Source organism: Micromonospora sp. B9E7 (assembly GCF_039871815.1).
Taxonomy (GTDB): domain Bacteria; phylum Actinomycetota; class Actinomycetes; order Mycobacteriales; family Micromonosporaceae; genus Micromonospora.
Genome location: NZ_JBDPLX010000030.1, coordinates 11,786 through 37,067 on the forward strand (window position 1 = coordinate 11,786; position 25,282 = coordinate 37,067).

Below are 25,282 nucleotides of genomic sequence, written 5' to 3' on the forward strand. Positions count from 1 at the left end.
CGCTCACCGGCCACCCACCCTCGGGGCCGTCGCCAGCCTGGCCACGTCCCGCAGCACCTGGTCCAGGCTGCCGGCGCCGGCCCAGCGCACCACGGGTACGCCGTGCTCCCGGAGCTGCCCGATCATGACCTCACGGTCCAACCGCCACAGCCGGTACGCCACCTCCGCCCAACCCCGGTCCTTCGGTGACGCCAGGTCGGCCGGCAACGTGTCGACCGCCACCACGAACCGGCCGGCGCGGGCCAGTCGGGCGAGCATCTGCGCCGACCGTTCGTCCAGCAGCGGGGTGAGCACCACCACCAGCGCGTCCGAGGAGAGCAGTTGTGGGCCGAACACCTGGTCGTACGGCTCGTGCGAGGACGCCGTGACGCGTACGTCGAGCAGCCACTCCAGGACGGTCAGGTACTGCCGCCGCCCGGCCGCCGGACGCAGCCGGCGGGCGGTCGGCCCGTACTCCAGCAGCGAGACCCGGTCGCCGCGGTGCAGGTAGTGCTCGGCGATCGCCGCGGTGGCCCGGACGGTGGTGTCCAGCACCGAGGCGGCACCGTCCACCCCGCCGGAGCGCCCCGCCTCGGCGAGCACGTCGAGCAACACCACCACCTCCGCGTCACGGTCGGAGAGGGTGGAGGCCACGTGCAGCTGGCGGGCGCGCAGCGAGACCCGCCAGTCGATCCGGCGCAACCGGTCACCGGGAGCGAAGACCCGTACGCCGGCTAGTTCGCCGCCCTCGCCGGGACGCCGCGAGTGGTGCGCCCCGACCAGACCGGCGGCCCGGGGCATCGCCTCCACCGCCTCGAACGGCTCGGTACGCGGGTACACCCGCACGCGGACCGGCTCGACGATCACCGCGCGGGAAACCAGCAGGCCGCCTGCCGTGGCGACCCGAGCGCCGGCCGGGCCGACCGGGTGCCGGCCCCAGCGCAGGGCACGGCCGGCCAGCTCCAGGTCCACCGCCGACCCGACGGGCACCGACGTCACGAACGGCCGGTCGGCGACGGAACGCCCCGTGCCGCTGGCCGCCGGACCCTCGCCACCGGTCGGCGGCACGTCGCCGACGGCCGCGTCGCGGGCGAAGCCAGCTCGGAGGATCCGCAGCCACGGCGACACTCGGGTACGCAGCACGACCAGGTCGTAGTCGACGGTGTCCGGGTTGCCGACGCTGACGGCCGCTGTCACGTCGCCGCCCTCGACCAGCGGCCCGTCGTCACCCGAGGTGATCCACACCTGTGGCAGCGCCGTGGGCCGTCGGCGCAGCGCGTACGCGGTGCCCAGGGCGAACGGGGCGGCCAGCACGATCAGGTCGACCCGCCCCAGCAGCACCCCCGCCACGAGCAGTAGACCGGCGAGCAGCACCGCCCGACCGAGCGCCGGGGTGGGCGCCCAGCCGGCAGCCGGTTCCGGCTCGGTGGATCTCGACACGGTCGGTCCGGTCATCAGCGCTGGGGCCCGCCAGCGGCGTAGCTGGGCAGTGCGCCACTCGCCGGGGCCGGGGTGCCTTCCAGCACCTCGCCGACCACGAACGCCGGGTCGACCCGGCGCAACCACATCTCCGGGCGCAGGGTGATCCGGTGGGCCAGGGCCGGTGCGGCCACCTCCTTGACGTCCTCCGGCACCACGTAGTCCCGTCCGCCGAAGACCGCGCGCACCCGGGCCAGCAGCAGCAGCGCCAACGAACCGCGCGGTGAGGCGCCGACCAGCACCGACGGGTGCTCCCGCGTGGCCGCGGTGAGGGCCACGATGTACCGGCCGACGGAGTCCTCCACCACCACGTCCTCCAGGGCGGCCTGCATGGCCCGCAGCGTGGCCGCGTCGACCACCGGCTTGATGTCCGCCTCCTCGCGGCGACGGCTCATCCGACGGCGGAGCACCTCCCACTCCTCCTCGTGGTGCGGGTAGCCGAACGAGACCCGCAGCAGGAACCGGTCCAGTTGCGCCTCGGGCAGCGGGTAGGTGCCCTCGTACTCGATCGGGTTGGCGGTGGCCAGCACGTGGAACGGCTCGTCCAGCTTGTAGGTCACACCCTCCACCGAGACCTGCTTCTCCTGCATCGCCTCCAGAAGCGCGGACTGGGTCTTCGGGGGCGTCCGGTTGATCTCGTCGGCGAGGAGCAGGTTGGTGAAGACCGGGCCGGCCCGGAAGGTGAAGTCGCCGTTGCGCTGGTCGTACAGGAAGGAACCAGTGACGTCGGCGGGCAGCAGGTCGGGGGTGAACTGCAACCGACGGAAATCCAACCCGAGTGCCTGGGCGAACGAGCGTGCGGTGAGGGTCTTGCCCAACCCGGGCAGGTCCTCCAGCAGGACGTGCCCGCCCGCGAGGATGCCGGCGAGGACCAGCTCCAACGCGTCCCGCTTGCCGACCACGACGGTGCCGACCGCGTCCAGGACGGCCCGAGCGAGGTGGCCGACCTCTGCGGGGGCGATGCTCCGGTCCACGTCCTTCATCAGATTTTCTCCAGTTCGGCGACGATCGCCGCGAGGTCGCGCGGCGACGGGGTGCGGCGAGGCGGGGTCTCCAGGAACGTCCACAGCTGGTCACCCAGCAGGGCGCGGGCGCGGGCCGGATCCGACTCGCGGGTGACGCCGTGCTTGAGGCGCATCCGCTCGTCGGCCAGCTCACCGATCCGGGGCAGGACCGTCCCGGTGAACCGCTCGGATCGGGTCGCGGACCAGTCCAGAGGCCATTCCCACCGGTTGATCGCGCTACGCAGCGCGTCCCGGGCACCCCAGTTGTAGCTGCCGTCCTCCTCGCCCGGCGCGGTCCGGGCACCCGCTGGCGGCGGGGGTGGCGGCGCGAGCAGGGCGGTGACCCGGCGGACCGCCAGGACGGCGAGCACCCCGGCGATCAGCACCGGCAGTGAGATCTGGAGGCCGACCGCGCGGAGGCCGACGAGCAGCACCGCGACCAGTGCGGCGGCCCACGCGAGGGCACGCAGCACGGGGCCCAACCGGGAGCGGCGCTCCGGCGGACCGGACGGGGCCGCCTCCTCCTCGAACGCGAGCAGGTCGTCGATGCTGGTGCTGCTCATGTGGTCACCACGGCCGCGGTGAGTTCGCCGCGCAGCCGGCGCAGCGCGGCGCGGGCCGAGTCGCGGGTACGTTCGTCGACCGGACGGGTGGCGTACCGGGCCTCCCGGTAGACGTGCGCGAACTCGGCCAGCACGTCGGCGCTGACGATCGCCGGCACGCCGGCCGCCGGGTCGCCGCGCAGCAGCCTGCTGACCAGGTCGGTGGGGGTGTCCCCGGCGAGCCGTGGCACACCGGCCGTGGCGGCGGCCTCCTCCAGGCGCACCCAGCAGGCGATCACCGCCACCCGTGGGTCGGTGTCCCGGTCGTCCAACTCCACCAGGCCGGCGTCGAGGGCGGCGACCACCTCGCGGGCGGTGCCCTCGGCGGTACGCCGGGCCCGCTGCGCCGGCAGCGTCCGGGTGGTACGGCGCAGCGCGCCCCGGATCAGGATCCAGGTCAGGTAGCCGAGGGCAGCGAGGATGGCGAGCCCGAGCAGGACCAGCGCCACGGTGGCGATCCACTGCGGTATGTGCGCCTGGGTGGCCTCGCCGGCGTCGCGTGGCTCGACCGGGATGGACGCGGACGGCTCGACGGTCGGGTACTCGGGCACCCAGGGGACGTTCTCCGCGGCTGGCGGAATCCGACTGGTCCCGAGCGACGAGTGGGCGGACGCCAGCGCGGCACCGGCGAGCAGCGCGGCGACCGCGCCGACCGGCCACCACCGGCGAAGCAGGCCGAACGCCGGGCGCAACACACCGGACTCGTCACCCGGTGACGGCGCGGGTGGGCGTGTTCCGTCTGTCATCGCCACCGCCCCACGCGTTCTCAGTCCACCTCGACCAGCTGTTTAGCCTGGTCGAAGACGTCGTCCAGCATCTTTGGCGTCAACCGCCCGGTGAAGGTGTTCTGCTGGCTGACGTGGTAGCTGCCCAGCAGGTCCGGAGCGGCTGTGCCGGACCAGTGTGCCCCATGACCGAACGCCGGTCGCGGGCTGGGCGGTCGCAGCCCGTACACCTGACGGAGCACCGGCCACCACGCTGCCCAGGCGAATGCGCCCAGCGCGACCACGACGCGCAGCGTGGGCCGGATCAGCGAGACCTCGCGGTGCAGCCAGGGGGCGCAGGTGTCCCGCTCCACCGGGGTCGGCTTGTTGTCCGGTGGCGCACATCGGACGGCCGAGAAGATCCGGATGTCGCGCAGAGCGAGCCCGTCGTCGGCGGCGACGCTGGTCGGTTGGTTGGCCAGCCCGGCCCGGTGCAGCGCGGCGAACAGCACGTCGCCGGACCGGTCGCCGGTGAAGATCCGACCGGTGCGGTTGCCACCGTGGGCGGCGGGCGCCAGCCCGAGGATCGCGATCCGCGCGTCGGCGGCGCCGAAGCCCGGCACCGGCCGACCCCAGTATTCCTGGTCGCGGAAGGCGGCCCGGCGGGTGTGGGCCACCTCCTCCCGCCACCGGACCAGCCGGGGGCAGGCGAAACAGTCGCTGACGGCCGCGTCGAGGTCGACCAGGTCGGTCGCCCGCGCTGCGCGGGCGACCACCTGCTCGGGGGTACGCGACTCAGCCAAGCTTGGCCCGGAAGAGTTCCAGGGTGCGGGCCCAGGCACTGGCGGCGGCGCGCTGGTCGAACGCCTCCGGCCGGTCGTCGTTGAAGAAGGCGTGCGAGGTGCCCGGGTAGTCGTAGAGGTGGCAGTCGCCGCCGGCCTCCTCGATGGCCTGGCGGGCGGTCTGTACGCCGTCGGCAGCCGAGGTGCCGTCCTCTTCGGAGCAGTGGATGACCGCGGCCTTGCCGGCGTAGTCGGCCCAGTCGGGGCGCATCGACTCCCAGGGCAGCACGGGGTAGAAACCCACGGTGGCGACGATCCGCTCGGAGATGGTGGCCGACCAGAGGGCGAGGCTGCCACCGGCGCAGAAGCCCACGGCACCGACCTTACCGGTGACCTCCGGCCGCCCGGCGAGATAGTCGGCCGCGCCGGCGATGTCCTTCGCCGCCTCGTCCATCCGCATCGCCATCAGGAGCCGCTGCGCCTCGTCGGGTTCGCTGGTCGTCTCGCCGTGGTAGAAGTCCGGGGCGAGGGCGACGAAGCCAGCCTCGGCGAACCGGTCCGCCACCGACCGGATGTGCGGGACGAGGCCCCACCACTCCTGGATCACGATGACGGCAGGGCTGGCCATTCCGCTGGCGGGTATCGCGAGATACCCCTCGCTCGTGCCTCCGTTGCTGCGGTAGCTCACCATTTCGCCCATGGGCCGTCCTCCTAGCGGTCAGTCATCGTTGGCTGGTCGCCCAGTGGTCCTACGTGCCGGTAGCCTGCCACGCCGCGCGGCCGTCGGGAAGACGCCGGAACAGTGGCATTCACCTCCTGTTCGCCAGCTGGTGACTGCGGGTACGCCGACGGCGGCGGGATCCACTCCCGCCGCCGTCGATGCTGGTCTACCGACCTGGTCAGGCCTTCTTGGTCAGGCAGAGGACGTAGCCCGTCTTGCCCGGCTTGATGCTGGAGAAGACGTACCCCTCCTCGCCCTCCTTGAGGTACTGATCGCAGGCGGTGCCGGCCCGCGCCTGAGCCTCGCTCTGGTCTTCCACCCGACCGACCACGGTGTACGCCGCGTCGGTGGAGGTGCAGGACACGACCTTGGCGCCGTCGGCCTTCTCCTGCTTGGTGCCGGTGACCTCGGGCAGCTCGGCGATGCAGTCGCCGGTCTTGGCGTCAGCCGTCTCGTCCTTGTTGAAGTAGTTGCCGATCGCCGCGGCGACGCCGAACTTCAGGCCGGCGATGACGACGATCGCGAGGATCACGCCGACGATGCCCAGCGCCTTCTTGCCACCGGACTTCTCCTCCGACTTGCCCGCGTCCGGCGCGGTCGCATCCGGCGTGGGTGCGGTCGGCGCGGCCCCGTCCGGCGCGGGTGCGGTCGGCGCGGCCGTATCCGGCGCGGGAGCGGTCGGCGCGGCCCCGTCCGACTTGGCCGTCTGCGGCTGGGCCGGCGTCGGCTGCGGCGTCTCGACGGCCGGCTGGGCTGCTGCGGCGTCGGACGCGGAGGAGGGTGCGACCTGCTCTGACACGGTGGTTCCTTCCGAGGGGTTGATGAGCAGACGACACCGTAACGATCATTGATTTCCGGTGCCGTCCCGCCCGCCTCGTCCGTTCAGCTATTTCCCAGCTTCGTCAGCATGATCCAGTTCACACCGTGACTCAGCTCGTCGCGGTCGGAGTCGGCGTGCCGCTCGGCGTCCCGGTGGGGCCTGCCGGAGGTTCGCCGGGGACCGTCGCGCCCGGCTGCGGCGCGACGGAAGCACCCGGGGTGACGCTCGGGTCCGGCGTGCCGGTCGGTGTCGTGGGCGGCGCGGTCGGCGGCGTGAGCGGCACGGTCGCCCCCGGGGCGCGGGGCCCGAAGGGCGCCTGCTCGGGGCAGTACGGGTATGGCCGCAACAGCGGGTTGCCGTACTCGTCGACGCGACCCCCGCAGTCCGGATAGCCCAGGCGGATCGGGTTGCCGTTCTGGTCGAAGAGTCGTGCGTTCTCCACCAGGCGACCCTCGCGGTCGTAGACGAAGACGTCCCGGATCTGGCTGTACTGGCTGTCGACCGAGGTCTGGTCGTAGTAGTAGTCGCGGTCGAGCCGGTCCTCCGCGTGGCCGAGCGCGGCGAGCGCGAACACCACCAGCACGAACGTGCCGGCGTGCAGGGCCCACCGGGGCCAGCGGGTCAGCCGGGTGGAACGGCGACCGATCCAGATGGAGGCGAGCACGAACGCGACGAGCATGACCATGCCGGCGAGCAACTCTCCGCCGAACCGGGGCAGCAGACCGTAGCTCCCGTCGGTGCTCATCATCGTGACCAGCATCGCCGCCAGGTAGCCGCGCAGCACCCACCAGGCGGGCCGCAGCAACCGCAGGAACTCGCTCGCCGTCTCGTACCCGAGCGCCGGGCCGAGCCGGGTGTCGATCTCGCGCAGTCGGCTGCGGACCCGGACCAGGGCGGTGGCGACCCGCTGGTCGAGGTTGCGCCCACTGCCGCCGGCGGCACCGGCCGCGGCGCGCAGTTCGGCGGCGTACGTCTCGGGCTCACCCAGCCGCTCGACGAGCCTGCCCTCGGACTCGGCGGCAACCTCGGTGAGGTGGTCGGCGAGGTCCTCGGTCAACTCGTCGCGCTGGGCGGGCGGCAGATCGGCCAGAGCGGCCCGGACCCGCGCCACGTAGTCGGTGATCTCCTGCTCCGTGACGGTCATGCCGCCATCCCCCGATCGTCGAGCAGACTGTCCATGGTGGTGGCGAACGAGCGCCAGAGCTTGCCGGAGCGGGTCAACTGGTCACGCCCCGCGGCGTTGAGTGAGTAGTACTTACGGTGCGGCCCGGATTCGCTCGGCACGACGTAGGTGGTGAGCAGGCCGGCGGCGAAGAGGCGGCGCAGCGTCCCGTAGACCGAGGCGTCACCGACCTCCTCCAGGCCGGCCTCGCGCAACCGGCGCAGGATGTCGTAACCGTAGCCGTCCTCCTGCCGGAGCACGGCCAGGACGGCCAGGTCCAGCACGCCCTTCAGCAACTGTGTGGTGTCCACGCATTAGAGACTAGTGTGCAATGCGAAGTAGCGTCAACGATCACGCCCCAACACGCCGGGCGAAGCGATCGCGGCACGCGGCACGCGCTGAAGCGAAACCCCGCAGGGCCGGACGTCGATCGACTCGATTTTCAGGAAGTCGGGGCATCCGAGGCACTCGGACACCGCGACTTCCATGAAGGCGAGTTGATCAAGCCTGCTAGCGCGCGGTGGCTGGCTGGAGGCTCCAGGCGATGCCGTCGAGGATGTCGTGCTCCGAGGCGACCACCGACGGCATCCCGGCCCGCTCCATGATCACGCGAAGCACCAGCGCGCCCGCGCCGATCACGTCGGCCCGGCCCGGGTGCATCACCGGGTTCGCCAACCGCTGCGCACGGGTCTGACCCAGCAGATCCGCCGTCACCTGGGCGACCGCCTCGTACGACACCCGCGCGTGGTGGATGCGCTCCGGGTCGTACTCCTGAAGGCCCTGCGCGATGGCGACCACGGTGGTGACCGACCCGGCGAGGCCGACCAGGGTGGCCGCCTCGCGACCGGGCACCACGGCGAGCGCCCGGTCCACCGCGGCCGCGATGTCGGCCTGCGCGGCAGCGACCTGCTCGGCCGTCGGAGGGTCACCGGGCAGGTGCCGCTCGGTCATCCGGACACAGCCGATGTCCACCGAGATCGCCGCGCGCACCCCGGCCTCCCGGTCACCGACCACGAACTCGGTGGAACCACCGCCGATGTCGACCACCAGGAAGGGCGCCTTCGCGTCGGCCGGCAGCCCGCGCACCGCACCGGTGAACGACAGCCGGGCCTCCTCGTCGCCGGTGACCACCTCGGGCGCGACACCGAGGGTGCGCTGCACCATCTCGGTGAAGTCGGCCGCGTTGGCGGCGTCCCGGGAGGCCGAGGTGGCACACATGCGAACCCGCTCCGCGCCCAGCTTCTCGATGTCGGCGGCGTACGACGCCAGCGCCACCCGGGTCCGCTCGATCGCCTCCGGCGCCAGCCGACCGGTGCGGTCCACACCCTCACCGAGCCGGACGATCTCCATCCGTCGGGTCAGGTCGACCAGCGGCGCCGCCGGCGACCCGGCCGAGTCGTCGGGCAGGTCGGCGACCAACAGTCGGATCGAGTTGGTCCCACAGTCGATGGCCGCCACACGCGTCGTCACGGCAGCAACCTTACGGCAGGACGGGTGACCGGCCCGCGGTCTGGCACGGCGACCGCCTGCCCTAGCCTCCGCGTCGAGCTGACACCCACCGACCTGACTACAGGCGCAGCAGCATCCGGGTGTTACCCAGCGTGTTCGGCTTGACCCGCTCCAGGTCCAGGAACTCCGCGACACCCTCGTCGTACGAGCGCAGCAGCTGCTCGTACACGGGTTGCGGCACCGGTGCGCCGTCGATCTCCCGGAAGCCGAACGCGCCGAAGAACTGCGTCTCGAAGGTGAGCACGAAGATCCGGGCCACGCCCAACTCCCGGGCCGCGTCGATCAGCTCGCCCACCAGCCGGTGCCCGATCCGCTGACCACGACACGACGGATCCACCGCGACCGTACGGATCTCGGCCAGGTCCTCCCACATGACGTGCAGCGCGCCGCAGCCCACCACGACGCCGTCGTCGTCGCGAACCGCGACCCGGAACTCCTGCACGTCCTCGTAGAGGGTGACGGTGGCCTTGCTCAGCAGCCGCCGGTCGTCGGTGTAGGTGTCCACCAGTCGCCGGATGCCCCGGACGTCCCCGGTGCGGGCCCGCCGCACCGTGATCTGATCCGCAGTCTGCGCGCTCACTCGCCCGCCGGCACGTCCACGCACGGGCCAGCCGCCCACCAGGGTTCGACCAGCTCCAACGTCTCGTCGCCGAACGGGTTGACCCCGGGGCCGGCGCCCAGCGCGTGCCCCAGGTGCACGTGCAGGCACTTCACCCGGCCGGGCATCCCGCCGGCCGAGATGCCGGCGATCTCCGGCACCTCGCCGATCGCCTCTCGACGGGCCAGGTAGTCCTCGTGCGCGGCGCGATAGTGGGCGGCCAACTCAGGGTCGGTCGTCAGCCGGTCCGCCATCTCCTTCATCAGCCCCGCCGACTCCAGCCGGCTGCACGCCGCGGTGGCCCGGGGGCAGGTCAGGTAGTAGAGCGTCGGGAACGGGGTGCCGTCGGCCAGGCGGGGGGTCGTCTCCACCACGTCCGGAAGGCCGCACGGACACCGGTGGGCGACCGCCCGGGTGCCCCGGGGCGCGCGGCCCAGCTGCGCGGCCACCGCGGCCAGGTCGGCCTCGGTGGCCGGCTCGCGCTGCGGCAGGGGTACGGAGTCCGCCGCCGGCTCCGACGGTGGTACGACAGTCACGGATACTCCAGTCGTGCTGGTCGGCCGATAAGGAAGGGCCCCTTGTTAACGCCTGCGGTATAGGAAGGGGCCCTTCCTAACGCTCGGGGGTGGTTCACTTGCCCGGCTGCTGGCTGTCGGCTGCCCGCACGCTCGACCAGAGCGTGTCGTACCAGGTGGTCGGCCCCGCCGGGGGTGTCGAACCGGACTTCCCGGCGTCCCGGGCCGCGCCCTCCGGGTCGTACAGCACCACCATCATCTTCTCGCCCGGCTCGCCCATGAAGAACCGCTCCCGAGCCTGCGTCTTGATGTACGCCGGGTCCTTCCAGTTGGCCGCCTCGGCGGTGAGCTTGGCGATCTCCGCCTCCTGCGCCGCCTGGGCCGCCTCCATCCGCTCGATGTCGGCCTGCTGGTCCAGGTAGACCCGGACCGGGTACGTGTAGGCCAGCGCGAGCGCGATCAGGACCGCGAACAGCACGGTGGCCCGACCGGTGAAACGACGGGGGTGGGGCGCGGCGAGCCGCTTGACGGAACCACCTGCGGCGGTACGCCGAGCGGCGGCCGGACGATTCGCCGAGCGCACGCCCTCGGTCCCCCGGGCGGCACCCGGTGCCCGACCAGCCGCGGCACGGGGTTCGGCGCGTACGCCGGCCTCCCGCACCGATCCCCGTGTGGAGCGGCCGACGCCCGGCCGACCGGACTGACCCGGCCGGCGGGCGGGACGCTGACCACCCGGTGTGCGGCGCTGCTGCATCGTCACACCCCTCCCCCGAGGCTTCGTGCGTTACGGAGTTTGTCGGGAAGCCCCTGCGGTGGGGCTTCCCGGCAGCGTCTCAGGCCGAACGGTAGCGCGGGAACGCGCCGGCACCCGCGTAGCGCGCCGCGTCGGCCAGCTCCTCCTCGATCCGGAGCAGCTGGTTGTACTTGGCGACGCGGTCGGAGCGGGCCGGCGCACCGGTCTTGATCTGGCCACAACCGGTGGCGACCGCCAGGTCGGCGATGGTGGTGTCCTCGGTCTCGCCGGAGCGGTGGCTCATCATGCACTTGAAGCCGGCCCGGTGGGCGAGGTCCACCGCGTCCAGGGTCTCGGTCAGCGAGCCGATCTGGTTGACCTTGACCAGGACCGCGTTCGCGGACTTCTCCGCGATGCCGCGGGCGATGCGCTGCGGGTTGGTGACGAACAGGTCGTCGCCGACGATCTGCACCCGGTCACCGATCGACGCGGTCAGCGTCTGCCAGCCGCTCCAGTCGTCCTCGGCCAGCGGGTCCTCGATCGACACGATCGGGTACTCGTCGGCCAGCTTGGTGTAGTAGGTGCTCATGTCCTCGGCGGACTTCGCGGCACCCTCGAAGGTGTAGGTGCCGTTCTCGAAGAACTCGGTGGCCGCCACGTCGAGCGCGAACACGATGTCGGTGCCGAGCCGGTAGCCGGCCTTCTCGACCGCCTCGGCGATCAGGTCCAGGGCCGCCGCGTTCGTCGGCAGGTTCGGTGCGAAGCCACCCTCGTCACCGAGGCCCGTCGACAGGCCCTTCTTCTTCAGCACCGACTTCAGGGCGTGGTAGACCTCCGCGCCCGAGCGCAGCGCCTCCCGGAAGGTGGGCGCGCCGATCGGCGCGATCATGAACTCCTGGATGTCGACGTTCGAGTCGGCGTGCGCGCCACCGTTGAGGATGTTCATCATCGGCACCGGCAGGAGGTGCGCGTTCGGGCCGCCCAGGTAGCGGAAGAGGCTCAACTCGGCGCTGCCGGCAGCGGCCTTCGCCACCGCCAGGGAGACCCCGAGGATCGCGTTCGCGCCCAGCTCCGACTTGCTGTCGGTGCCGTCGATGTCGAGCATCTTCTGGTCGATGAGCCGCTGCTCGCTGGCCTCGTACCCGATGATCTGGTCGACGATCTTGTCCTCGACGTTGGAGACCGCCTTCTCCACGCCCTTGCCCTGGTAGCGGTCGGCGTCACCGTCGCGCAGCTCGATCGCCTCGAACGCGCCGGTGGAGGCGCCGGAGGGCACCGCGGCGCGAGCCACCGTGCCGTCGTCCAGGCCGACCTCGACCTCGACCGTGGGGTTGCCCCGCGAGTCGAGAATCTCCCGGGCGACGATTCCCTCGATGGTTGCCACTGAGTCGCTCCTCGTTGTTGTGATCCGGTCCGTGGGTGGGCCGCGACGGTGCGGCTGAGGCAGGTGTTGAACGCAGCGTATCGGGCCACGGGAAAGGGCACGGCGTCGCCCGCGCACCCGAGTCGCCCCGCGCTGACGGACATTCCCGGATTTCCGGGCGTCAACCGGCAACGGGTTTGCGCTGCGCGGACCAGATCCACCAGGCTGGTCGGCATGCCCGCCGCCTCGACCACCCTCCGCATGCTCGCCGTGTCGGTCATCGCGTCGCTCACGGTCACTGGCTGTCAGACATTCGAGGACGCCGGAGTCGCCATGGGTCGCTCGGAACTCGTCAACGACGTCGCCGCCCGACTCGACCGGGCGTTGGAGTTGACCTACTCGGCCGACTACCAGCTGCCCGGTGGCCAGAGCGCCGCGATCGTGCAGGCGCAGGACCCGGCCCGCTCCGCGTACACGTATCCGGGCGGGCGACTCACCGTCACCCCGGAGGCGATCACCCGGTGCACGACGACCGGCGCCCGGCCGGAGTGCACCCTGGCCACCCCGCCCACCCCAGGCAGCAAGCCCACCGTGACTCTCTTCGGAGAGGCCAAGCAGCAGGGGCTTGTCACACCGCCGGTGGTGGTCGGGCTGCTCACCGCCGCCGCCCTCGACCCGCAGGCGGTCGTCAAGCAGAGCGACACCACCATCGCCGGACACCACGCCGCCTGTGTGGAGGTGCAGAGCTCCTCCGGTGACTTCACCGCCTGCGTCACCACGGAGGGCGTGCTCGGCAGCTTCACCGGACCGGTCGACGGCAAGCCGATGGAGCTGGCGCTGAGCCGCTACTCCGCGACCGTGGACAAGGCCGCGTTCGACCCGCCGGCCGGTGCCGACGTCGTGGACAGCCGCCCGGGAGGGTCGTGACCGGCCCGGCGGCCGGGCCGGGGCTGGACAAACCCGCGTCCGGCGGCTCGGCGTCCGCGGCACGACCCGCCGGTTTCCAGCCCGGGGTCGAGCGGGGGCGGCTGCCCGCCGCCGGTGACCTGGCCCTACCGGTCACCGGCGCGAAGCTGCTGACCGACGCCGACGGCCGACCACTCCGCGTCGCCGACCTGCCCGCCGACACCGACTGGGTGCCGCTGGGCACTCTCGACGGGGTGCCCGCCTGGGCCACCGATCTCAGCACCGCCGACCCTCTGCCCGGCCGGGCGCGTGGCTGGGCGTCGCTCGCCGCCGAGGTGCCGGAACCGCACGCCACGCTCGCCGGCCGGGCGTTGGCGGTGATCACCTGGCGGCGTACCCACCGGTGGTGTGGCGCCTGCCGGGCCGAGCTGGCCGACAAGCCGGGCGAGACGGCCCGGCGGTGCCCCGACTGCGGCCTGTACGTCCCGATGCAGCTCTCCGCCGCGGTGTTGGTGGCGATCACCCGGCCCGGACCGGCCGGTCGCGCCGACGAGCTGCTGCTGGTCCGACACGCCAGCGGACCGACCGGCCTGTGGGCACTCGTGGCCGGCTTCGTCGAGGCCGGCGAGACCCTGGAGGCGGCGGTGCACCGGGAGGTCGGCGAGGAGGTCGGGTTGTCCGTCGACCGACTGGCGTACTTCGGCAGCCAGCCGTGGGCGATCTCCGGCCCCGGCGTGCTGCTCGCCGGCTTCACTGCCCGTGCCGCCGACCCGCACGCCGAGCCGGTGGTCGACGGCCGGGAACTGACCGAGGCTCGGTGGTTCGGCGTGGATGCGCTGCCGGCGGAACTGCCGCCCGCGTACTCCATCTCGCGCTGGCTGATCGACGCGACGGTGACCGCCGCTCGGCGCTGAACCCCGCGCGGCGCTCGGCGCGGGTGCGGATCTCTGGTGCGCGGGCCGGCGGTCTCCTCAGACGCCGAGCAGGGTGCGCAGATGGCGCGGGGGCGGGCAGTCGTGGGAGAGCATCGCGTCGTGCCAGTCGCGCACCGACACCCCGTCCGGTCGGGCGGCGGCGATCTCGGCGACCTCGCTGTACCCGACGAAGTAGGTGGAGAGCTGGGTGGAGGTGAGCAACGCCCGACGCCACTTGCCGGCCGCCTCGCCCTCCTCCTGGAAGCCGCGCCCGGTCATCAACGCCATCGCCTCGGCCTCGGGCAGGTCCTCGGCGTGCACCAACTGGTCGAGCAGCGCGTTGATGGTCATCCGGAGCTGCATCTTGAGCTGCTGCAACCGCACCGGCAGGCCGCCGAAGCCGAGGCCCGTCATCAACTCCTCCGCGTAGACCGCCCAGCCCTCGATGAACGGGCCGGACTCGGCCAGCGCGCGGACCCGGGTGCCACCGACGTAGCGGCGGGCGTGGGCGAGCTGGAGGAAGTGACCCGGCATCGCCTCGTGCACAGTCAGATTGCGGATCATGTGGTCGTTGTACTCGCGGTAGAACGACTCGACCCGCTGCGCCGGCCAGTCCGCCGGGGTGGGCGCGATGCAGTAGAAGGTCGGCACGGCAGCGGTTTCCAGCGGGCCGGGCGCGTCGCAGTAGGCCACCGCGACACCCCGGGCGAACTCCGGCATCTCCTGGATCACGCACCGGTCGTCGACCAGGGTGACCAGGTCGTGCGCGCGGACGAAGTCGGTCGCCTCGTCCAGGGTCACCCCGGCCAGCTCGACGATGGTGGCGTCGTTCGGGTGCTCGGCGGCGAGCAGGTCCAGCGCCCGGCGTACCGCCGCGTCGTCGGCCGGGCCACCGACCAGCTCGACGGCCGCCTCGCGGATCTCCGCGGTGACCCGGTCCAGGTTGGCCCAGGCGCGACGCTGGATCTCGGCGGCGCCCAACTCGGTGTCCAGGGTGTGCCAGAGCCGGGCCTCCCAGCGGCGGCGGCCCAGCCGGGGGTCACGCCCGGGGCCCACGTCGGCGGCCAGGCCGGCGCGCAGCCACGCGACGAACTCCTCGATCGCGGCGATCGCCGCGGTGGCGGCCGGCTCGACCCGGTCGAGGGTGCTCGGCGCCTGGGCGAGCAGCGGCGGTAGCTCGTCGCGGATCAACGCGGCCGTGCCGGCGAACTGCCCGACCGCCGTCTCCGCGTGGATCCGCGGCATGTCGCGCAACGTCGCGCGGGCGGTGGCGAGGGCGTCCGGTACGGCCGCGAGCCGACCGGCCAGTTGGGTCAGTCGCACCTCCGCCGGAGCGTACGGGCGGGCCAGCAGCGCGTGCAGGAGCGGGCCGGGATTGTGCCGCAGCGGATCCCACTCGTGCGACCGGATCTCGGTCAGCTCGAACAGCTCCCGGTCCACGAAGGAGGTGAGCAACGCGTGGTCGACCTGCTCGTCCACGTCGAGCGAGTCCGGGTCCAGTTCGGACAGCGCGTTGGCCGCGTCGGAGAGCATCTCCCGATCGGCCGCCAGCGCGTCGGCGGACAGATCAGGAAGCCGGTCGTCGAACCGGTGATCCCCCGCCGAGGTGGCAACCCCCGGCCGAGACTCCAGCAACGCCTCGACAACCCGCTCGGCCAGCACTCCAAACGCTTCCACCCGGCCCACCCTACCGACCACCCCCGACGACGCCGCCGGTTACGCCCGTTCCGTCGATCATGAAGTTGTTGCCGTCCGCCTCGGCGTGTCGTGGCAACAACTTCATGGTCAACGCGGGTCTGCGGGTGGGGGTTCGGCGGCCCGGAGGGCTTCGGCGTAGGCGAGAGTGGTGCGGCGCAGGGCCGCCTCCGGGTTGATGCCCGCCTCTCGGGCTGCGGCCACCGTTGCCAGGAGACTCGCGCCCAGTCTCGCTTCGGCGTCCACCTGGGTGTCCGCCAGTGGGGGTGGCACACCCATGCCTGCGCGGGCGGCGCGGGCCAGGATCTGCGTGGCCAGCGCGAGCGCAGGCTGGCTCACCGCGACGCCGTCCAGCACCGACTTCCGAGCCTTCTCGGCGCGCTTGATCCGCTCCCAGTTCTCGGTGATCTCCTCCAGCGTGCCCGCCTCCGCGCCCGCGAAGACGTGCGGGTTGCGCCGGATCATCTTGTCGACCAGGCCACCGGCCACGTCGTCGATGGTCCACCGCTCACCCTCGGGCAACTCCTCGGCGAGCCGCGCGTGCAACACCACCTGCAGGAGGACGTCGCCCAACTCCTCACGCAACGCGTCGGTGTCGTCGGCGTCGATCGCGTCGTACGCCTCGTAGCTCTCCTCCAGCAGGTAACCGGCGAGGCTGCGGTGCGTCTGCGCGCGCTTCCACGGGTCACCACCCGGCGAGGCCAGCCGGTCCAGCACGGCCACCGCGTCGAGCAGACGCGCACCCGGCGGATCCCACGAGCCGTACATCAGCTCCATCTCGGCCAACCCTGGCTCCCGCGCCAGCCGCAGACCCAGCTCCCGGGCAAGAGCCTCGTCGCCGGCCGGGCCGGCCAACCAGACCGCCGTACCGTGTGCGGCCACGGTGTCCAGCAGTCGTTGCGTCGCCGGACCGTCCACCACGACGACCTCGGCGCCCGCCTGGCGCACCGCCGTGGCCAACTCGCTCTCCGCGCCGGTCAACACCGGGTGCTGGCGTACGACGTCCCAGGCCGCTGCCGTCAGCAGGCCGGCCGGCAGCCGGGGCGACGTGACCAGCAGGACGATCCGTGCCGTCATGTTCAGCTGGCCGTGCCCTCGGCGTCGGGAGTGGCGGGGGACTCGGCCGACTCCGGGGTGGAGATGTCGGTGACCATGTCGGAGCCCGGCTCGCCCAGCGGCACACTCACGGCGGGAATGTCACCGGGGAAGCTGAGCACCGGGAACTCCAACGGGCGGTACCGGGGGCTGACCGTCACGTCGTAGCGCTCGACCGCCTCGACCAACGACCGTCGGGTCGCCAGCGCACCACGCAACTGGTCGCCGTCGAGCTGGCGGACGGCCTCGTCGTCGCTCATCGTGGCGGGAATCTGGCCCGCCTCGCGGCCCACCGCGATCAGGGTCTTCATCTCCTGCTCGGTTGGCGGGGCCGGCTCGGACGGCACCCCGGACAGGCAGGTGTAGAGGGAGGACACCTGCTGCACGTACTCCGTGTCAGTCGTCAGCTGGAGAGCCTGGGCGACCTGGTCGGCAGCCACCTGGCCACGCGGCTGGTAGTTCTTCTCGGCGGAGACCTGCTTGCACACCTCGCCCAGCACCAGCACGCTGGCCACCTCGGCCGGCCCGGCCGGCTTCGGCGCAGGCTGGCCGGGTTGGCCTGCGGCGGGCTGCTCCGGGTTCTTGTCGCGCAGGTCCTTCAGCACGGCGGCGACCCGCTCATCGGTGATGCGGTGGTCACCGATGTAGGCGGCGATGCCGGGCTCGGCACGACAACCGGAGAGGGCGATGAGACCGACCGCCACGCTGGCGACGGCGACAAGACGGCGAGCACGCATGACGGTCACTCTCTCACGGCAGGACACGTCGCTGTGACTCCCCCCACCGCCCGCGCTCCCTCGTGCCACGGCGCGACCAGGACGCTGCCGGCGACGACCGGGCACCGTCCTGGTCGGCGAGCCGTCCGGCTCCGGCTCTGGCTTTCGCCGCCAGCTCAGGCCGTCGCCGTCGGGCCGTCGCCGTAGCCGTCAGGCCGTCGCTGTCGCCGTCAGGCCGTCGCTGTCGCCGTCGGGGTCAGGCCGTCGCCCCGTCGGGGTCAGGCCGTCGCCGTCGGGGTCAGGCCGTCGCTGTCGCCGTCGCCGCTGCGGGCGCGGGGGCACCGAGCACATCGGAGAGCAGCTGCGCGCACCACTGCAACAGCGCCTGGTCGCGCAGCGGCTCGCCGCCGATCCGGCGGGTGGTCGGCCGGGGCACGCTGACCTGGTCGGTGGCCTGCTTGTAGACGGCATCCGGGTGGTAGCGCTTGAGCCGCAACTGCTTCGAATCCGGCAGCGGCAGCGGGCCGAACCGGACGTGCTTGCCCTGCATGGACACGTCGGTCAGGCCGTAGCGACGGGCCAGCAGGCGGAACCGGGCCACCTCCACCAGGTTCTGCACCGGGGCCGGAGGCTCGCCGTACCGGTCGGTCATCTCGGCGACCACCTCACGGAGCCGGTCCTCGTCGCGGGCCTCGGCGAGCTTGCGGTACATCTCCAGGCGCAGCCGTTCCACACTCACGTAGTCGTGCGGCAGGTGCGCGTCGACCGGCAGATCGATCTTGACATCGACCTCCTCCTCCGGCCGCTCGCCCTTGAACGCGGAGACCGCCTCGCCGACCATCCGCACGTACAGGTCGAAGCCGACACCCTCGATGTGCCCGGACTGCTCGCCACCGAGCAGGTTGCCGGCGCCCCGGATCTCCAGGTCCTTCATCGCCACGTACATGCCGGCGCCCAGCTCGGTGTGCTGGGCGATGGTCGCCAGCCGCTCGTGGGCGTGCTCGGTGAGCGGCTTCTCCGGCGGGTAGAGGAAGTAGGCGTACGCCCGCTCCCGGCCCCGGCCGACCCGGCCCCGGATCTGGTGCAGCTGGGCCAGGCCGAGCAGGTCGGCCCGCTCCACGATCAGCGTGTTGGCGTTCGGGATGTCGATGCCCGACTCGACGATCGTGGTGCAGACCAGGACGTCGAACTCCTTCTCCCAGAAGCCGACCATGACCTTCTCCAGGGCCTCCTCGCCCATCTGGCCGTGCGCCACCGCGACCCGCGCCTCGGGCACCAACTCCCGCAGCCGCCGCGCCGCCCGGTCGATCGACTCGACCCGGTTGTGCAGGTAGAAGACCTGCCCGTCGCGGAGCAACTCGCGGTGGATGGACGCGGCCACCTGCCGGTCGTCCTGCGCGCCGACGAAGGTGAGCACCGGGTGCCGCTCCTCCGGCGGGGTGGCGATGGTGGACATCTCCCGGATGCCGGTGATCGCCATCTCCAGGGTGCGCGGGATCGGGGTGGCCGACATGCTGAGCACGTCGACGGACGCGCGCAGCGTCTTCAGGTGCTCCTTGTGCTCGACACCGAAGCGCTGCTCCTCGTCGACGATCACCAGACCCAACTGCTTGAACCGGGTGGCGGTCTGCAACAGGCGGTGGGTGCCGATGACGATGTCGACGGTGCCGTCGGCGACCATCTCCAGCGTCCGCTCGGTCTCCTTCGGGGTCTGGAACCTCGACAGCTGCCGGATCTGCACCGGGAACTGGCTCATCCGCTCGGCGAACGTGTTGTAGTGCTGCTGCACCAGCAGCGTGGTCGGCACCAGCACCGCCACCTGCTTGCCGTCCTGCACGGCCTTGAACGCCGCCCGGACCGCGATCTCGGTCTTGCCGTAGCCCACGTCACCGCAGATCAGCCGGTCCATCGGGACCGTCTGCTCCATGTCCCGCTTGACCTCGTCGATCGCGGCGAGCTGGTCCGGCGTCTCCTGCCAGGGGAAGGCGTCCTCCAGCTCCCGCTGCCACGGGGTGTCCGGGCCGAACGAGTGACCCTTGGACGCCTTGCGGGCGGCGTAGAGCTGGATCAGCTGCGCGGCGATCTCCCGGACCGCCTTACGGGCCCGGGCCTTGGACTTCTGCCAGTCCGAGCCGCCCATCTTGTGCAGCGTCGGCTGCTCCCCGCCCACGTAACGGGAGAGCTGGTCGAGCTGGTCGGTGGGGACGAACAGCCGGTCGCCGGGCTGCCCACGCTTGCTGGCCGCGTACTCGATCACGAGGTATTCGCGGCTGGCGCCGTTGACGGTGCGCTGCACCAGCTCGACGTAACGGCCGATGCCGTGCTGCTCGTGCACCACGTGGTCGCCGGCCTTCAACTCCAGCGGGTCGATGGTGTTGCGCCGCCGGCTCGGCATCTTGCGCATGTCCCGGGTCGACGTACCCCGGCCGCCGGTCACGTCGTTTCCGGTCAACAGCACGAAACGGGATGCCTCGTCGACGAAGCCGCTGCTCAGCGCCCCGCAGGTGACCACCAGCTCGCCCGGGACCGGTGCGGTCGGCACCTCCTCGGTCAACCGGGCGCCCAGCCCGGCGTCACGCAGCACCTCCACCGCCCGCTGGGCAGGGCCGTGCCCCTCGAACACGAGCGCGATCGACCAACCCTCGCCGGCCCAGCGCTTGAGATCGTCGACCACCCGGCTGGTCTCGCCGTGGTACAGCGGGGCCGGCTGAGCGCCGAGGGTCACCGCGATGGCGTCGTCCGGGGTGACGGCGGCCTGCTCCGGCGCGTCCTCCCAGGGCTGCCGGGTCTCAGCCGTCTCCGCCTCCACCAGGCCGAACGGGGACAGCGTCCACCACGGCTGGCCGAGCTTGCCCGCGGCGGCGCGCACCTCGCCGAGGGTGCGGAAGGCGGCGGCGCCGACGTCCACCGGGGCCTGGCCGCCGACCGCGGCGGCGGCCCAGCTGGCCTGGAGAAACTCCTCCGAGGTACGCACCAGGTCGTGCGCCCTCGTGCGGATCCGCTCCGGGTCGCACAGCAGCACGTGGGTGCCGGACGGCATCGCGTCCAACAGCAGTTCCAGTGAGTCGGGGCCGACCAGCACCGGCGCCAGCGACTCCATCCCCTCCACCGGGATGCCCTCGGCCAGCTTGTCGAGGATCTCGGCCAACTCGGGGTGCTGCTCGGCGAGCGCGGCGGCCCGGTCGCGGACCGACGGGGTGAGCAGCAGCTCACGACAGGGCGGCGCCCACAGCAGCGGCACCTGCTCGATGGTCCGCTGGTCGGCGACGGCGAAGGTGCGGATCTCCTCGACCTCGTCGCCCCAGAACTCGACCCGGGACGGGTGCTCGTCGGTCGGCGGGAAGACATCGAGGATGCCGCCGCGTACGGCGAACTCGCCGCGCTTGGTGACCAGGTCGACCCGGGCGTACGCCATGTCGATCAACCGGCGGGCGACCTCTTCGAGATCCGCCTCCTCGCCGGCGGCGAGCTGCACCGGCTCCAGATCACCGAGCCCCTTGAGCTGCGGCTGGAGCAGCGAACGGACCGGGGCCACGACCACTCGCAGCGGCCCGGTGCCGCCGTGCGCGTCGGTGGCCTCCGGGTGCGCCAACCGGCGCAGCACGGCCAGCCGCCGACCCACCGTGTCCGAGCGGGGCGACAGCCGCTCGTGCGGCAGCGTCTCCCAGGAGGGGAAGACGACTACCTGCTCCGCCGGCAGCAACCCACCCAGCGCGGCGGCCAGGTCGTCGGCCTCCCGGGTGGTGGCGGTCACCGCCAGCACCGGTCGCCCGGCCCCACCTGCGGTGCCGTCGGGGTCGGCCGCGACGGCGGCGACCGCGAACGGGCGCAGCGCCGCCGGGGCGGTGATGTCGAGGCCGTCGACCTGGGCGGCACCGGAGCGCGCCAGGTCACGCGCCCGGGTCAGCCCGGGGTCGGCCAGGGCGGCGGAGAACAGACCGGTGAGCATGTGATCACTTCCAGGGGAGTCGACGCACACGACGGCGGCCCCTCGTCCAGCCGGACGGGGGGTGCACGAGAACCAGCCTATCCCCGTCCACCGACACACACCCTCTTCCGCCCAGGTCCGACCCGTCGCGCCTCGCGCCCCGCGCCTCGCGCCCCGCGCCCTACGCCCCGCGCCCCGCGCCCCGCGCCCCGCGCCCCGCGCCCCGCGCCCCGCGCCCCGCGCCCCGCGCCCCGCGCCCAAGATCGTGCTCGAACCAGGAAGTAGTGGCCTCACCAACGCGCCGACACCACTACAACAACGAACAAGCACGATCTTGGGGCCAAGACCCCACCGCGACGCTCCGCACCGGACCACCCAGCCCAAGATCCGCGCAACATCGGGGAAAGTGCTGCATCGCCGCGCGCTGAGGCAGCAACTTCAGCGATGTTGCGCGGATCTTGGGCGGCGGAGCCCCCGGGCCGAGCGCGCGGATCCCCCGGGCCGAGCGCGCGGATCCCCCGGGCCGAGCGCGCGGATCCCCCGGGCCGAGCGCGCGGATCCCGCCGGGCACACCCGGGCTGCCGTGGTGACTCGCGGATCTTGACCGGCGCCGACCGGCGTGTTCGGGTTGGGGAATGGGCGAGCAGTGGCGGGCACAGTTCGACGCGGAGGTGAGCTTCGCCAACGGCGGCGGGCTGCGCACCGAGGGATTTCGGCTGGACATCCCGGGGCAGGAGATCACCGACGACGAGCTGGCGGCGGTGTTCGTCCGTCACCTCGGGCTGTTGATGGTCGCCGAGGTTCGGATCAGCGCGAAGTCGATCATCGAGGAGCCGCACAAGGGTGGCCGGGGCGTAGCCGTCGGCCAGCCCACGCCCGGCCGCAGACTGATCGAGCTGAGCCACGTGATCAGCGACGGGATGACCACCCTGCCCGGCTGGCCGAGGCCCCGGGTCAGCGACTGGCTGACGTTCGCGGCGTCCCGGGACCGGTACGCGCCGGGCACCGAGTTCCACGTGGCGCGGATCGACCTGATCGCCAACACCGGCACGTACGTGGACACGCCCGCCCACCGCTGGGCAGGTGCAGACGACCTGACCGGGGTGTCGCTGGACCGCCTCGCCGACCTACCCGGGGTGGTGGTCCGGGTGCCGGCCGGCACCCGAGCCGTGGATCGGCTGATGCTCGCCCCATATGAGGTGGCCGGGTGCGCGGTGCTGCTGCACACCGGGTGGGATGTGCACTTCGGCACCGAGCGGTACGGCGCGGCGGAGGCGCCGCACCTGACCGGGGACGCCGCCCGGGCCTTGGTCGACGCCGGTGCGGTCCTGGTCGGCATCGACTCGATCAATATCGACGAGATGAGCCCGACGGCCGGCGGTGAACGCCCCGCGCACAGCACGCTGCTCGCCGCCGGCATCCCGATCGTGGAACACCTGACCGGCCTGGACGCGCTGCCGCCGGCCGGCTTCCGGTTCACCGCGGCCCCGCCGATGGTGGCCGGCATGGGCACCTTCCCGGTCCGCGCCTTCGCCGTCGTCAACCCCTGACGCCACGAACCCGACGCCACGCACCCCAACGCCACGAACCCGACGCCGCGCACGGCGACACGAAGCGCGACGCCACGAACCCGACGCCACACAACCCGACGCCACGCAACCCGGGAGACATCGGGGAGGTGCGGCGACCACACTTCCCTGGTCCCCTCGCGCCACCACCCGGACGGGTCAGTAGCGCACCGAAATCCTGCGCTCGACGGCGTCCACCTGGATCTCCCCGCCGTACGGGATGATCACCTGCGGGTCGGTGTGGCCGAGGTCGACGTCGAAGACCACCACCGCGTCCGGCTGGTACGGCGCGAGCGCACGCGTGATCGCCTCCCGCTGGGCCTCGCCCCAGGCCTGCCGTTCCGGCACCGACAGCGGTTTGTCGAAATCCCACGCCTTGGGGCGGCCGACGATGATGGCCGGGAAGGCGGCGAGCAGGCCCCGCTCCCCCATGTTCCGCACGATCCGGAACACCTCCTGGGCGCTGGGCATCTCCTGGGAGGTCTCGAAGACCAGCACGGAACCGGCCAGTTCGTCGGCGCTCGGCACCCGGTCGGTAGCCATCAGCCAGTGCAGGATCTCCAGGCAGCCACCCCAGGTACGCCCCCGAACCACCCGCTGCGGCCCCTGCCAGCGCCAACCCTCGCCGGGTAGCATCTCCGGCTCGTAGGCCAGCGTCTCCGGTTCGGTCCACGGGTTCGGCCGGTCACCCCAGGTGGACGCGGGTGTCAACTCGTACCAGTCGGTGCTGAAGAGCGCGGCGCGCAGCGAGTCGAAGGTCAACGGGTGCGGCGCGCCCGGCCGACCGAGGTGCACCAGCACCGACCCGCCGTGGTACGCGACGATGCCCAGCCGGTACAGGTGGTTGAGCATGTTCGTGTTGTCCGAGTACCCGAAGTAGGGCTTGGGGTTGGCCCGCAGCACGTCGTCGTCGAGGTGCGGGGTGACCGTGATCAGGTCGTCGCCGCCGACCGTGGCGAGCACTGCGGTGATGCTCGGGTCGGCGAACGCGGCGGTCAGGTCGCGGGCTCGGTCGCGCGGGTCCGCACCCATGACCCGGGTGGTCGGGTACTCCACCGGCTCCACGCCGAACTCCTCGCGCAGCCGGCGCAGCCCCAACTCGTACACGTGGGGGAAGAGGCCCGGCAGGCCGGCGGAGGGTGAGACGACCGCGACCCGGTCCCCCGGCTGCGGTTTGGGTGGATAGATCAGTGTCCCCATGATCGAAGGCTATCCGTGCGGCCAACTGGTTTCGGTCCTGCTGTTCCTTGAACGGACATTAGGCTCTTGATGTGGATGAAGCACCGCAAAAGCGCGACCGTGACTGGGCGCCGCGCAGCATCGGGCTGCTCATCGGCACGCTCGCGCTGGCCACCGCGTTCATCGCGGCCTACGTCGGAGCACTGCACCAACCCACACCCCGCGACCTGCCGATCGGCGTCGTCGCCAGCGACCAACGCGCGCGGGCGACGCTCGACGCCGTGCGCGACCAGACCACCATCCTCAAACCCGTCGAGTACGACGACACGACCGCCGCCGAGGACGGCCTGCTCAGCCGCGCGGTGTACGCGGTGCTCAGCACCGGCCCGGACAGCGGCCTGCGTCTGACGGTCGCGAGCGCATCCGGCCCCTCCGCCACCAGCGCGATCAGGGAGGTCCTCAGCACCGCCGCCACCCGCACCGGCACCCCGTTACAGGTCGTCGACCGGGTGCCGGTCACCTCGGCCGACCCGCGCGGGGTGGTGCCCTTCTATCTGAACGTCGGGTACGTCCTCGGCGGCTACCTGGCCTCGACCGTGCTCGGGATCTCCGCCGGCACCACCCCGCGCACGGCACGGCGGGCTGGACTTCGCATCGCGGCCCTGGCGGTCTACAGCGTGCTGCTCGGCATCGCCGGCGCGATCGTGGTCGGGCCGGTCCTGGACATCTGGCATCACGACGTGCCGACGATCGCCGCGATCGGCGCGCTGGCCGTCTTCGCCGCCGCGATGTTCGCCAGCGCCATCCAGGGTTGGCTCGGCGTCGCGGGCACCGCGCTGGTCATCCTGCTGCTGGTGGTGCTCGGCAACCCCGGCTCGGGCGGCATCTACGCGCCCGAGTTCCTGCCCGGGGTGCTGCGCGGCATGCACCGGTGGAACATCCCCGGGCTCGCCAACGACCTCACCAAGGCGGCGGTGTACTTCGACTGGCGATCGGCCGGCTGGCCCGCGATCGCGCTCGCGCTCTGGGCGGTCGTCGGCATGGTCGGGTTGGTCAGCGCCAGCGTCGTCCGCGGTCGCCGGGCCGCCACCCCCGGCCAGCCGGCCCCGGAACAGCCCGCTCCGAGCCCTTGACCAGGTCTTCCTGACCGTGGACCACGCCATTTCGGGCCGGGTGCCGGTCGAGGACGGTGGCTGAGATCACGCCGGAAACGCCGACCCGGAGCCGGTGGATCACCCGGGGGCCCTCCGCACATCCGGCGCGCGCGGATACCATCCAGTAAGTCGGACAGCGCTGTCCTTCGTCACCAC

23 protein-coding genes are annotated in these 25,282 nt (G+C 72.4%); 4 read left to right on the forward strand and 19 right to left on the reverse strand.

The window, feature by feature from the left end:
• Nucleotides 1-3 precede the first annotated feature (3 nt).
• The 14 genes from ABGB10_RS30965 to eno form a co-directional block, all read right to left on the reverse strand.
• The gene (locus ABGB10_RS30965) at nt 4-1,434 is read right to left on the reverse strand and encodes a DUF58 domain-containing protein (RefSeq protein ID WP_347664524.1); all 1,431 of its coding nucleotides are present in this window, start codon (nt 1,432-1,434) and stop codon (nt 4-6) included.
• Complete coding sequence (locus ABGB10_RS30970; protein ID WP_347664525.1) at nt 1,434-2,441, reverse strand: MoxR family ATPase; 1,008 nt, start codon at nt 2,439-2,441, stop codon at nt 1,434-1,436. Before ABGB10_RS30970 ends, ABGB10_RS30965 begins: the two co-directional genes overlap by 1 nt.
• Nucleotides 2,441-3,025, reverse strand: coding sequence for a hypothetical protein (locus tag ABGB10_RS30975; protein ID WP_347664526.1), 585 nt, complete (start codon nt 3,023-3,025; stop codon nt 2,441-2,443). Before ABGB10_RS30975 ends, ABGB10_RS30970 begins: the two co-directional genes overlap by 1 nt.
• A complete protein-coding gene (locus ABGB10_RS30980; protein WP_347664527.1) occupies nt 3,022-3,810 on the reverse strand; it encodes a DUF4129 domain-containing protein in 789 nt (262 codons plus the stop codon). The genes ABGB10_RS30975 and ABGB10_RS30980 overlap by 4 nt, the downstream gene beginning before the upstream one ends.
• Before the next feature lie 20 nt (nt 3,811-3,830).
• A complete protein-coding gene (locus ABGB10_RS30985; RefSeq protein WP_347664528.1) occupies nt 3,831-4,571 on the reverse strand; it encodes a uracil-DNA glycosylase in 741 nt (246 codons plus the stop codon).
• Entirely contained in the window at nt 4,564-5,250 is a 687-nt protein-coding gene (locus ABGB10_RS30990; protein WP_347664529.1) for a dienelactone hydrolase family protein, read from the reverse strand. The genes ABGB10_RS30985 and ABGB10_RS30990 overlap by 8 nt, the downstream gene beginning before the upstream one ends.
• 199 nt (nt 5,251-5,449) lie before the next feature.
• Nucleotides 5,450-6,070 (reverse strand): hypothetical protein, encoded by a 621-nt coding sequence (locus ABGB10_RS30995; protein WP_347664530.1) that lies wholly within the window; start codon nt 6,068-6,070, stop codon nt 5,450-5,452.
• A 130-nt stretch (nt 6,071-6,200) separates the two neighbouring features.
• Nucleotides 6,201-7,235 (reverse strand): hypothetical protein, encoded by a 1,035-nt coding sequence (locus tag ABGB10_RS31000; RefSeq protein WP_347664531.1) that lies wholly within the window; start codon nt 7,233-7,235, stop codon nt 6,201-6,203.
• On the reverse strand, nt 7,232-7,564 hold the full coding sequence (locus ABGB10_RS31005; protein WP_179782175.1) for a PadR family transcriptional regulator: 333 nt from the start codon (nt 7,562-7,564) through the stop codon (nt 7,232-7,234). The genes ABGB10_RS31000 and ABGB10_RS31005 overlap by 4 nt, the downstream gene beginning before the upstream one ends.
• 199 nt (nt 7,565-7,763) lie before the next feature.
• On the reverse strand, nt 7,764-8,711 hold the full coding sequence (locus tag ABGB10_RS31010) for a Ppx/GppA phosphatase family protein (RefSeq protein ID WP_347664584.1): 948 nt from the start codon (nt 8,709-8,711) through the stop codon (nt 7,764-7,766).
• Nucleotides 8,712-8,820: 109 nt separating this feature from the next.
• The gene (locus tag ABGB10_RS31015; RefSeq protein WP_347664532.1) at nt 8,821-9,342 is read right to left on the reverse strand and encodes an amino-acid N-acetyltransferase; all 522 of its coding nucleotides are present in this window, start codon (nt 9,340-9,342) and stop codon (nt 8,821-8,823) included.
• Complete coding sequence (locus ABGB10_RS31020) at nt 9,339-9,896, reverse strand: DUF501 domain-containing protein (RefSeq protein WP_347664533.1); 558 nt, start codon at nt 9,894-9,896, stop codon at nt 9,339-9,341. The genes ABGB10_RS31015 and ABGB10_RS31020 overlap by 4 nt, the downstream gene beginning before the upstream one ends.
• A 94-nt stretch (nt 9,897-9,990) precedes the next feature.
• Nucleotides 9,991-10,629, reverse strand: coding sequence for a septum formation initiator family protein (locus ABGB10_RS31025; RefSeq protein ID WP_347664585.1), 639 nt, complete (start codon nt 10,627-10,629; stop codon nt 9,991-9,993).
• A 79-nt stretch (nt 10,630-10,708) separates the two neighbouring features.
• Nucleotides 10,709-11,992 carry a phosphopyruvate hydratase gene (gene eno / locus ABGB10_RS31030; RefSeq protein WP_347664534.1) on the reverse strand — a complete coding sequence of 428 codons (1,284 nt, stop codon included), beginning with the start codon at nt 11,990-11,992 and terminating at the stop codon, nt 10,709-10,711.
• A gap of 213 nt (nt 11,993-12,205) precedes the next feature.
• Between eno and ABGB10_RS31035 the strand changes: the two genes are divergently transcribed.
• A complete protein-coding gene (locus tag ABGB10_RS31035) occupies nt 12,206-12,898 on the forward strand; it encodes a hypothetical protein (RefSeq protein ID WP_347664535.1) in 693 nt (230 codons plus the stop codon).
• Nucleotides 12,895-13,791 (forward strand): NAD(+) diphosphatase, encoded by an 897-nt coding sequence (gene nudC / locus ABGB10_RS31040; RefSeq protein ID WP_347664536.1) that lies wholly within the window; start codon nt 12,895-12,897, stop codon nt 13,789-13,791. The genes ABGB10_RS31035 and nudC overlap by 4 nt, the downstream gene beginning before the upstream one ends.
• Nucleotides 13,792-13,848: 57 nt before the next feature.
• Here the strand turns inward: nudC and ABGB10_RS31045 are convergent, their stop codons facing one another.
• The 4 genes from ABGB10_RS31045 to mfd all read right to left on the reverse strand — a co-directional run bounded on the left by ABGB10_RS31045 (nt 13,849) and on the right by mfd (nt 21,246).
• A complete protein-coding gene (locus ABGB10_RS31045) occupies nt 13,849-15,468 on the reverse strand; it encodes a DUF885 domain-containing protein (RefSeq protein WP_347664537.1) in 1,620 nt (539 codons plus the stop codon).
• A 108-nt stretch (nt 15,469-15,576) separates the two neighbouring features.
• Complete coding sequence (locus tag ABGB10_RS31050; protein WP_347664538.1) at nt 15,577-16,563, reverse strand: nucleoside triphosphate pyrophosphohydrolase; 987 nt, start codon at nt 16,561-16,563, stop codon at nt 15,577-15,579.
• A gap of 2 nt (nt 16,564-16,565) precedes the next feature.
• Nucleotides 16,566-17,318 (reverse strand): hypothetical protein, encoded by a 753-nt coding sequence (locus tag ABGB10_RS31055; RefSeq protein WP_347664539.1) that lies wholly within the window; start codon nt 17,316-17,318, stop codon nt 16,566-16,568.
• Between the two features lie 277 nt (nt 17,319-17,595).
• Nucleotides 17,596-21,246, reverse strand: coding sequence for a transcription-repair coupling factor (mfd, locus tag ABGB10_RS31060; protein WP_347664540.1), 3,651 nt, complete (start codon nt 21,244-21,246; stop codon nt 17,596-17,598).
• 614 nt (nt 21,247-21,860) lie between these two features.
• Between mfd and ABGB10_RS31065 the strand changes: the two genes are divergently transcribed.
• Nucleotides 21,861-22,775: a cyclase family protein gene (locus ABGB10_RS31065; protein ID WP_347664541.1), complete on the forward strand. Its 915-nt coding sequence runs from the start codon at nt 21,861-21,863 to the stop codon at nt 22,773-22,775.
• Between the two features lie 177 nt (nt 22,776-22,952).
• Here the strand turns inward: ABGB10_RS31065 and ABGB10_RS31070 are convergent, their stop codons facing one another.
• Nucleotides 22,953-23,993: a S66 peptidase family protein gene (locus ABGB10_RS31070; RefSeq protein ID WP_347664542.1), complete on the reverse strand. Its 1,041-nt coding sequence runs from the start codon at nt 23,991-23,993 to the stop codon at nt 22,953-22,955.
• Nucleotides 23,994-24,064: 71 nt separating this feature from the next.
• Here ABGB10_RS31070 and ABGB10_RS31075 point away from each other — a divergent pair, with 71 nt between their 5' ends.
• The gene (locus ABGB10_RS31075) at nt 24,065-25,105 is read left to right on the forward strand and encodes a hypothetical protein (protein ID WP_347664543.1); all 1,041 of its coding nucleotides are present in this window, start codon (nt 24,065-24,067) and stop codon (nt 25,103-25,105) included.
• Nucleotides 25,106-25,282: the final 177 nt, after the last annotated feature.

What these genes read in the sequence shown, in the direction of transcription:
- ABGB10_RS30965 (WP_347664524.1), bottom strand. Translation starts at nt 1,434, where the DNA reads ATGACCGGACCGACCGTGTCGAGATCCACCGAGCCGGAACCGGCTGCC.
- ABGB10_RS30970 (WP_347664525.1), bottom strand. Translation starts at nt 2,441, where the DNA reads ATGAAGGACGTGGACCGGAGCATCGCCCCCGCAGAGGTCGGCCACCTC.
- ABGB10_RS30975 (WP_347664526.1), bottom strand. Translation starts at nt 3,025, where the DNA reads ATGAGCAGCACCAGCATCGACGACCTGCTCGCGTTCGAGGAGGAGGCG.
- ABGB10_RS30980 (WP_347664527.1), bottom strand. Translation starts at nt 3,810, where the DNA reads ATGACAGACGGAACACGCCCACCCGCGCCGTCACCGGGTGACGAGTCC.
- ABGB10_RS30990 (WP_347664529.1), bottom strand. Translation starts at nt 5,250, where the DNA reads ATGGGCGAAATGGTGAGCTACCGCAGCAACGGAGGCACGAGCGAGGGG.
- ABGB10_RS31000 (WP_347664531.1), bottom strand. Translation starts at nt 7,235, where the DNA reads ATGACCGTCACGGAGCAGGAGATCACCGACTACGTGGCGCGGGTCCGG.
- ABGB10_RS31025 (WP_347664585.1), bottom strand. Translation starts at nt 10,629, where the DNA reads ATGCAGCAGCGCCGCACACCGGGTGGTCAGCGTCCCGCCCGCCGGCCG.
- ABGB10_RS31035 (WP_347664535.1), top strand. Translation starts at nt 12,206, where the DNA reads ATGCCCGCCGCCTCGACCACCCTCCGCATGCTCGCCGTGTCGGTCATC.
- ABGB10_RS31050 (WP_347664538.1), bottom strand. Translation starts at nt 16,563, where the DNA reads ATGACGGCACGGATCGTCCTGCTGGTCACGTCGCCCCGGCTGCCGGCC.
- ABGB10_RS31055 (WP_347664539.1), bottom strand. Translation starts at nt 17,318, where the DNA reads ATGCGTGCTCGCCGTCTTGTCGCCGTCGCCAGCGTGGCGGTCGGTCTC.
- mfd (WP_347664540.1), bottom strand. Translation starts at nt 21,246, where the DNA reads ATGCTCACCGGTCTGTTCTCCGCCGCCCTGGCCGACCCCGGGCTGACC.
- ABGB10_RS31065 (WP_347664541.1), top strand. Translation starts at nt 21,861, where the DNA reads ATGGGCGAGCAGTGGCGGGCACAGTTCGACGCGGAGGTGAGCTTCGCC.
- ABGB10_RS31070 (WP_347664542.1), bottom strand. Translation starts at nt 23,993, where the DNA reads ATGGGGACACTGATCTATCCACCCAAACCGCAGCCGGGGGACCGGGTC.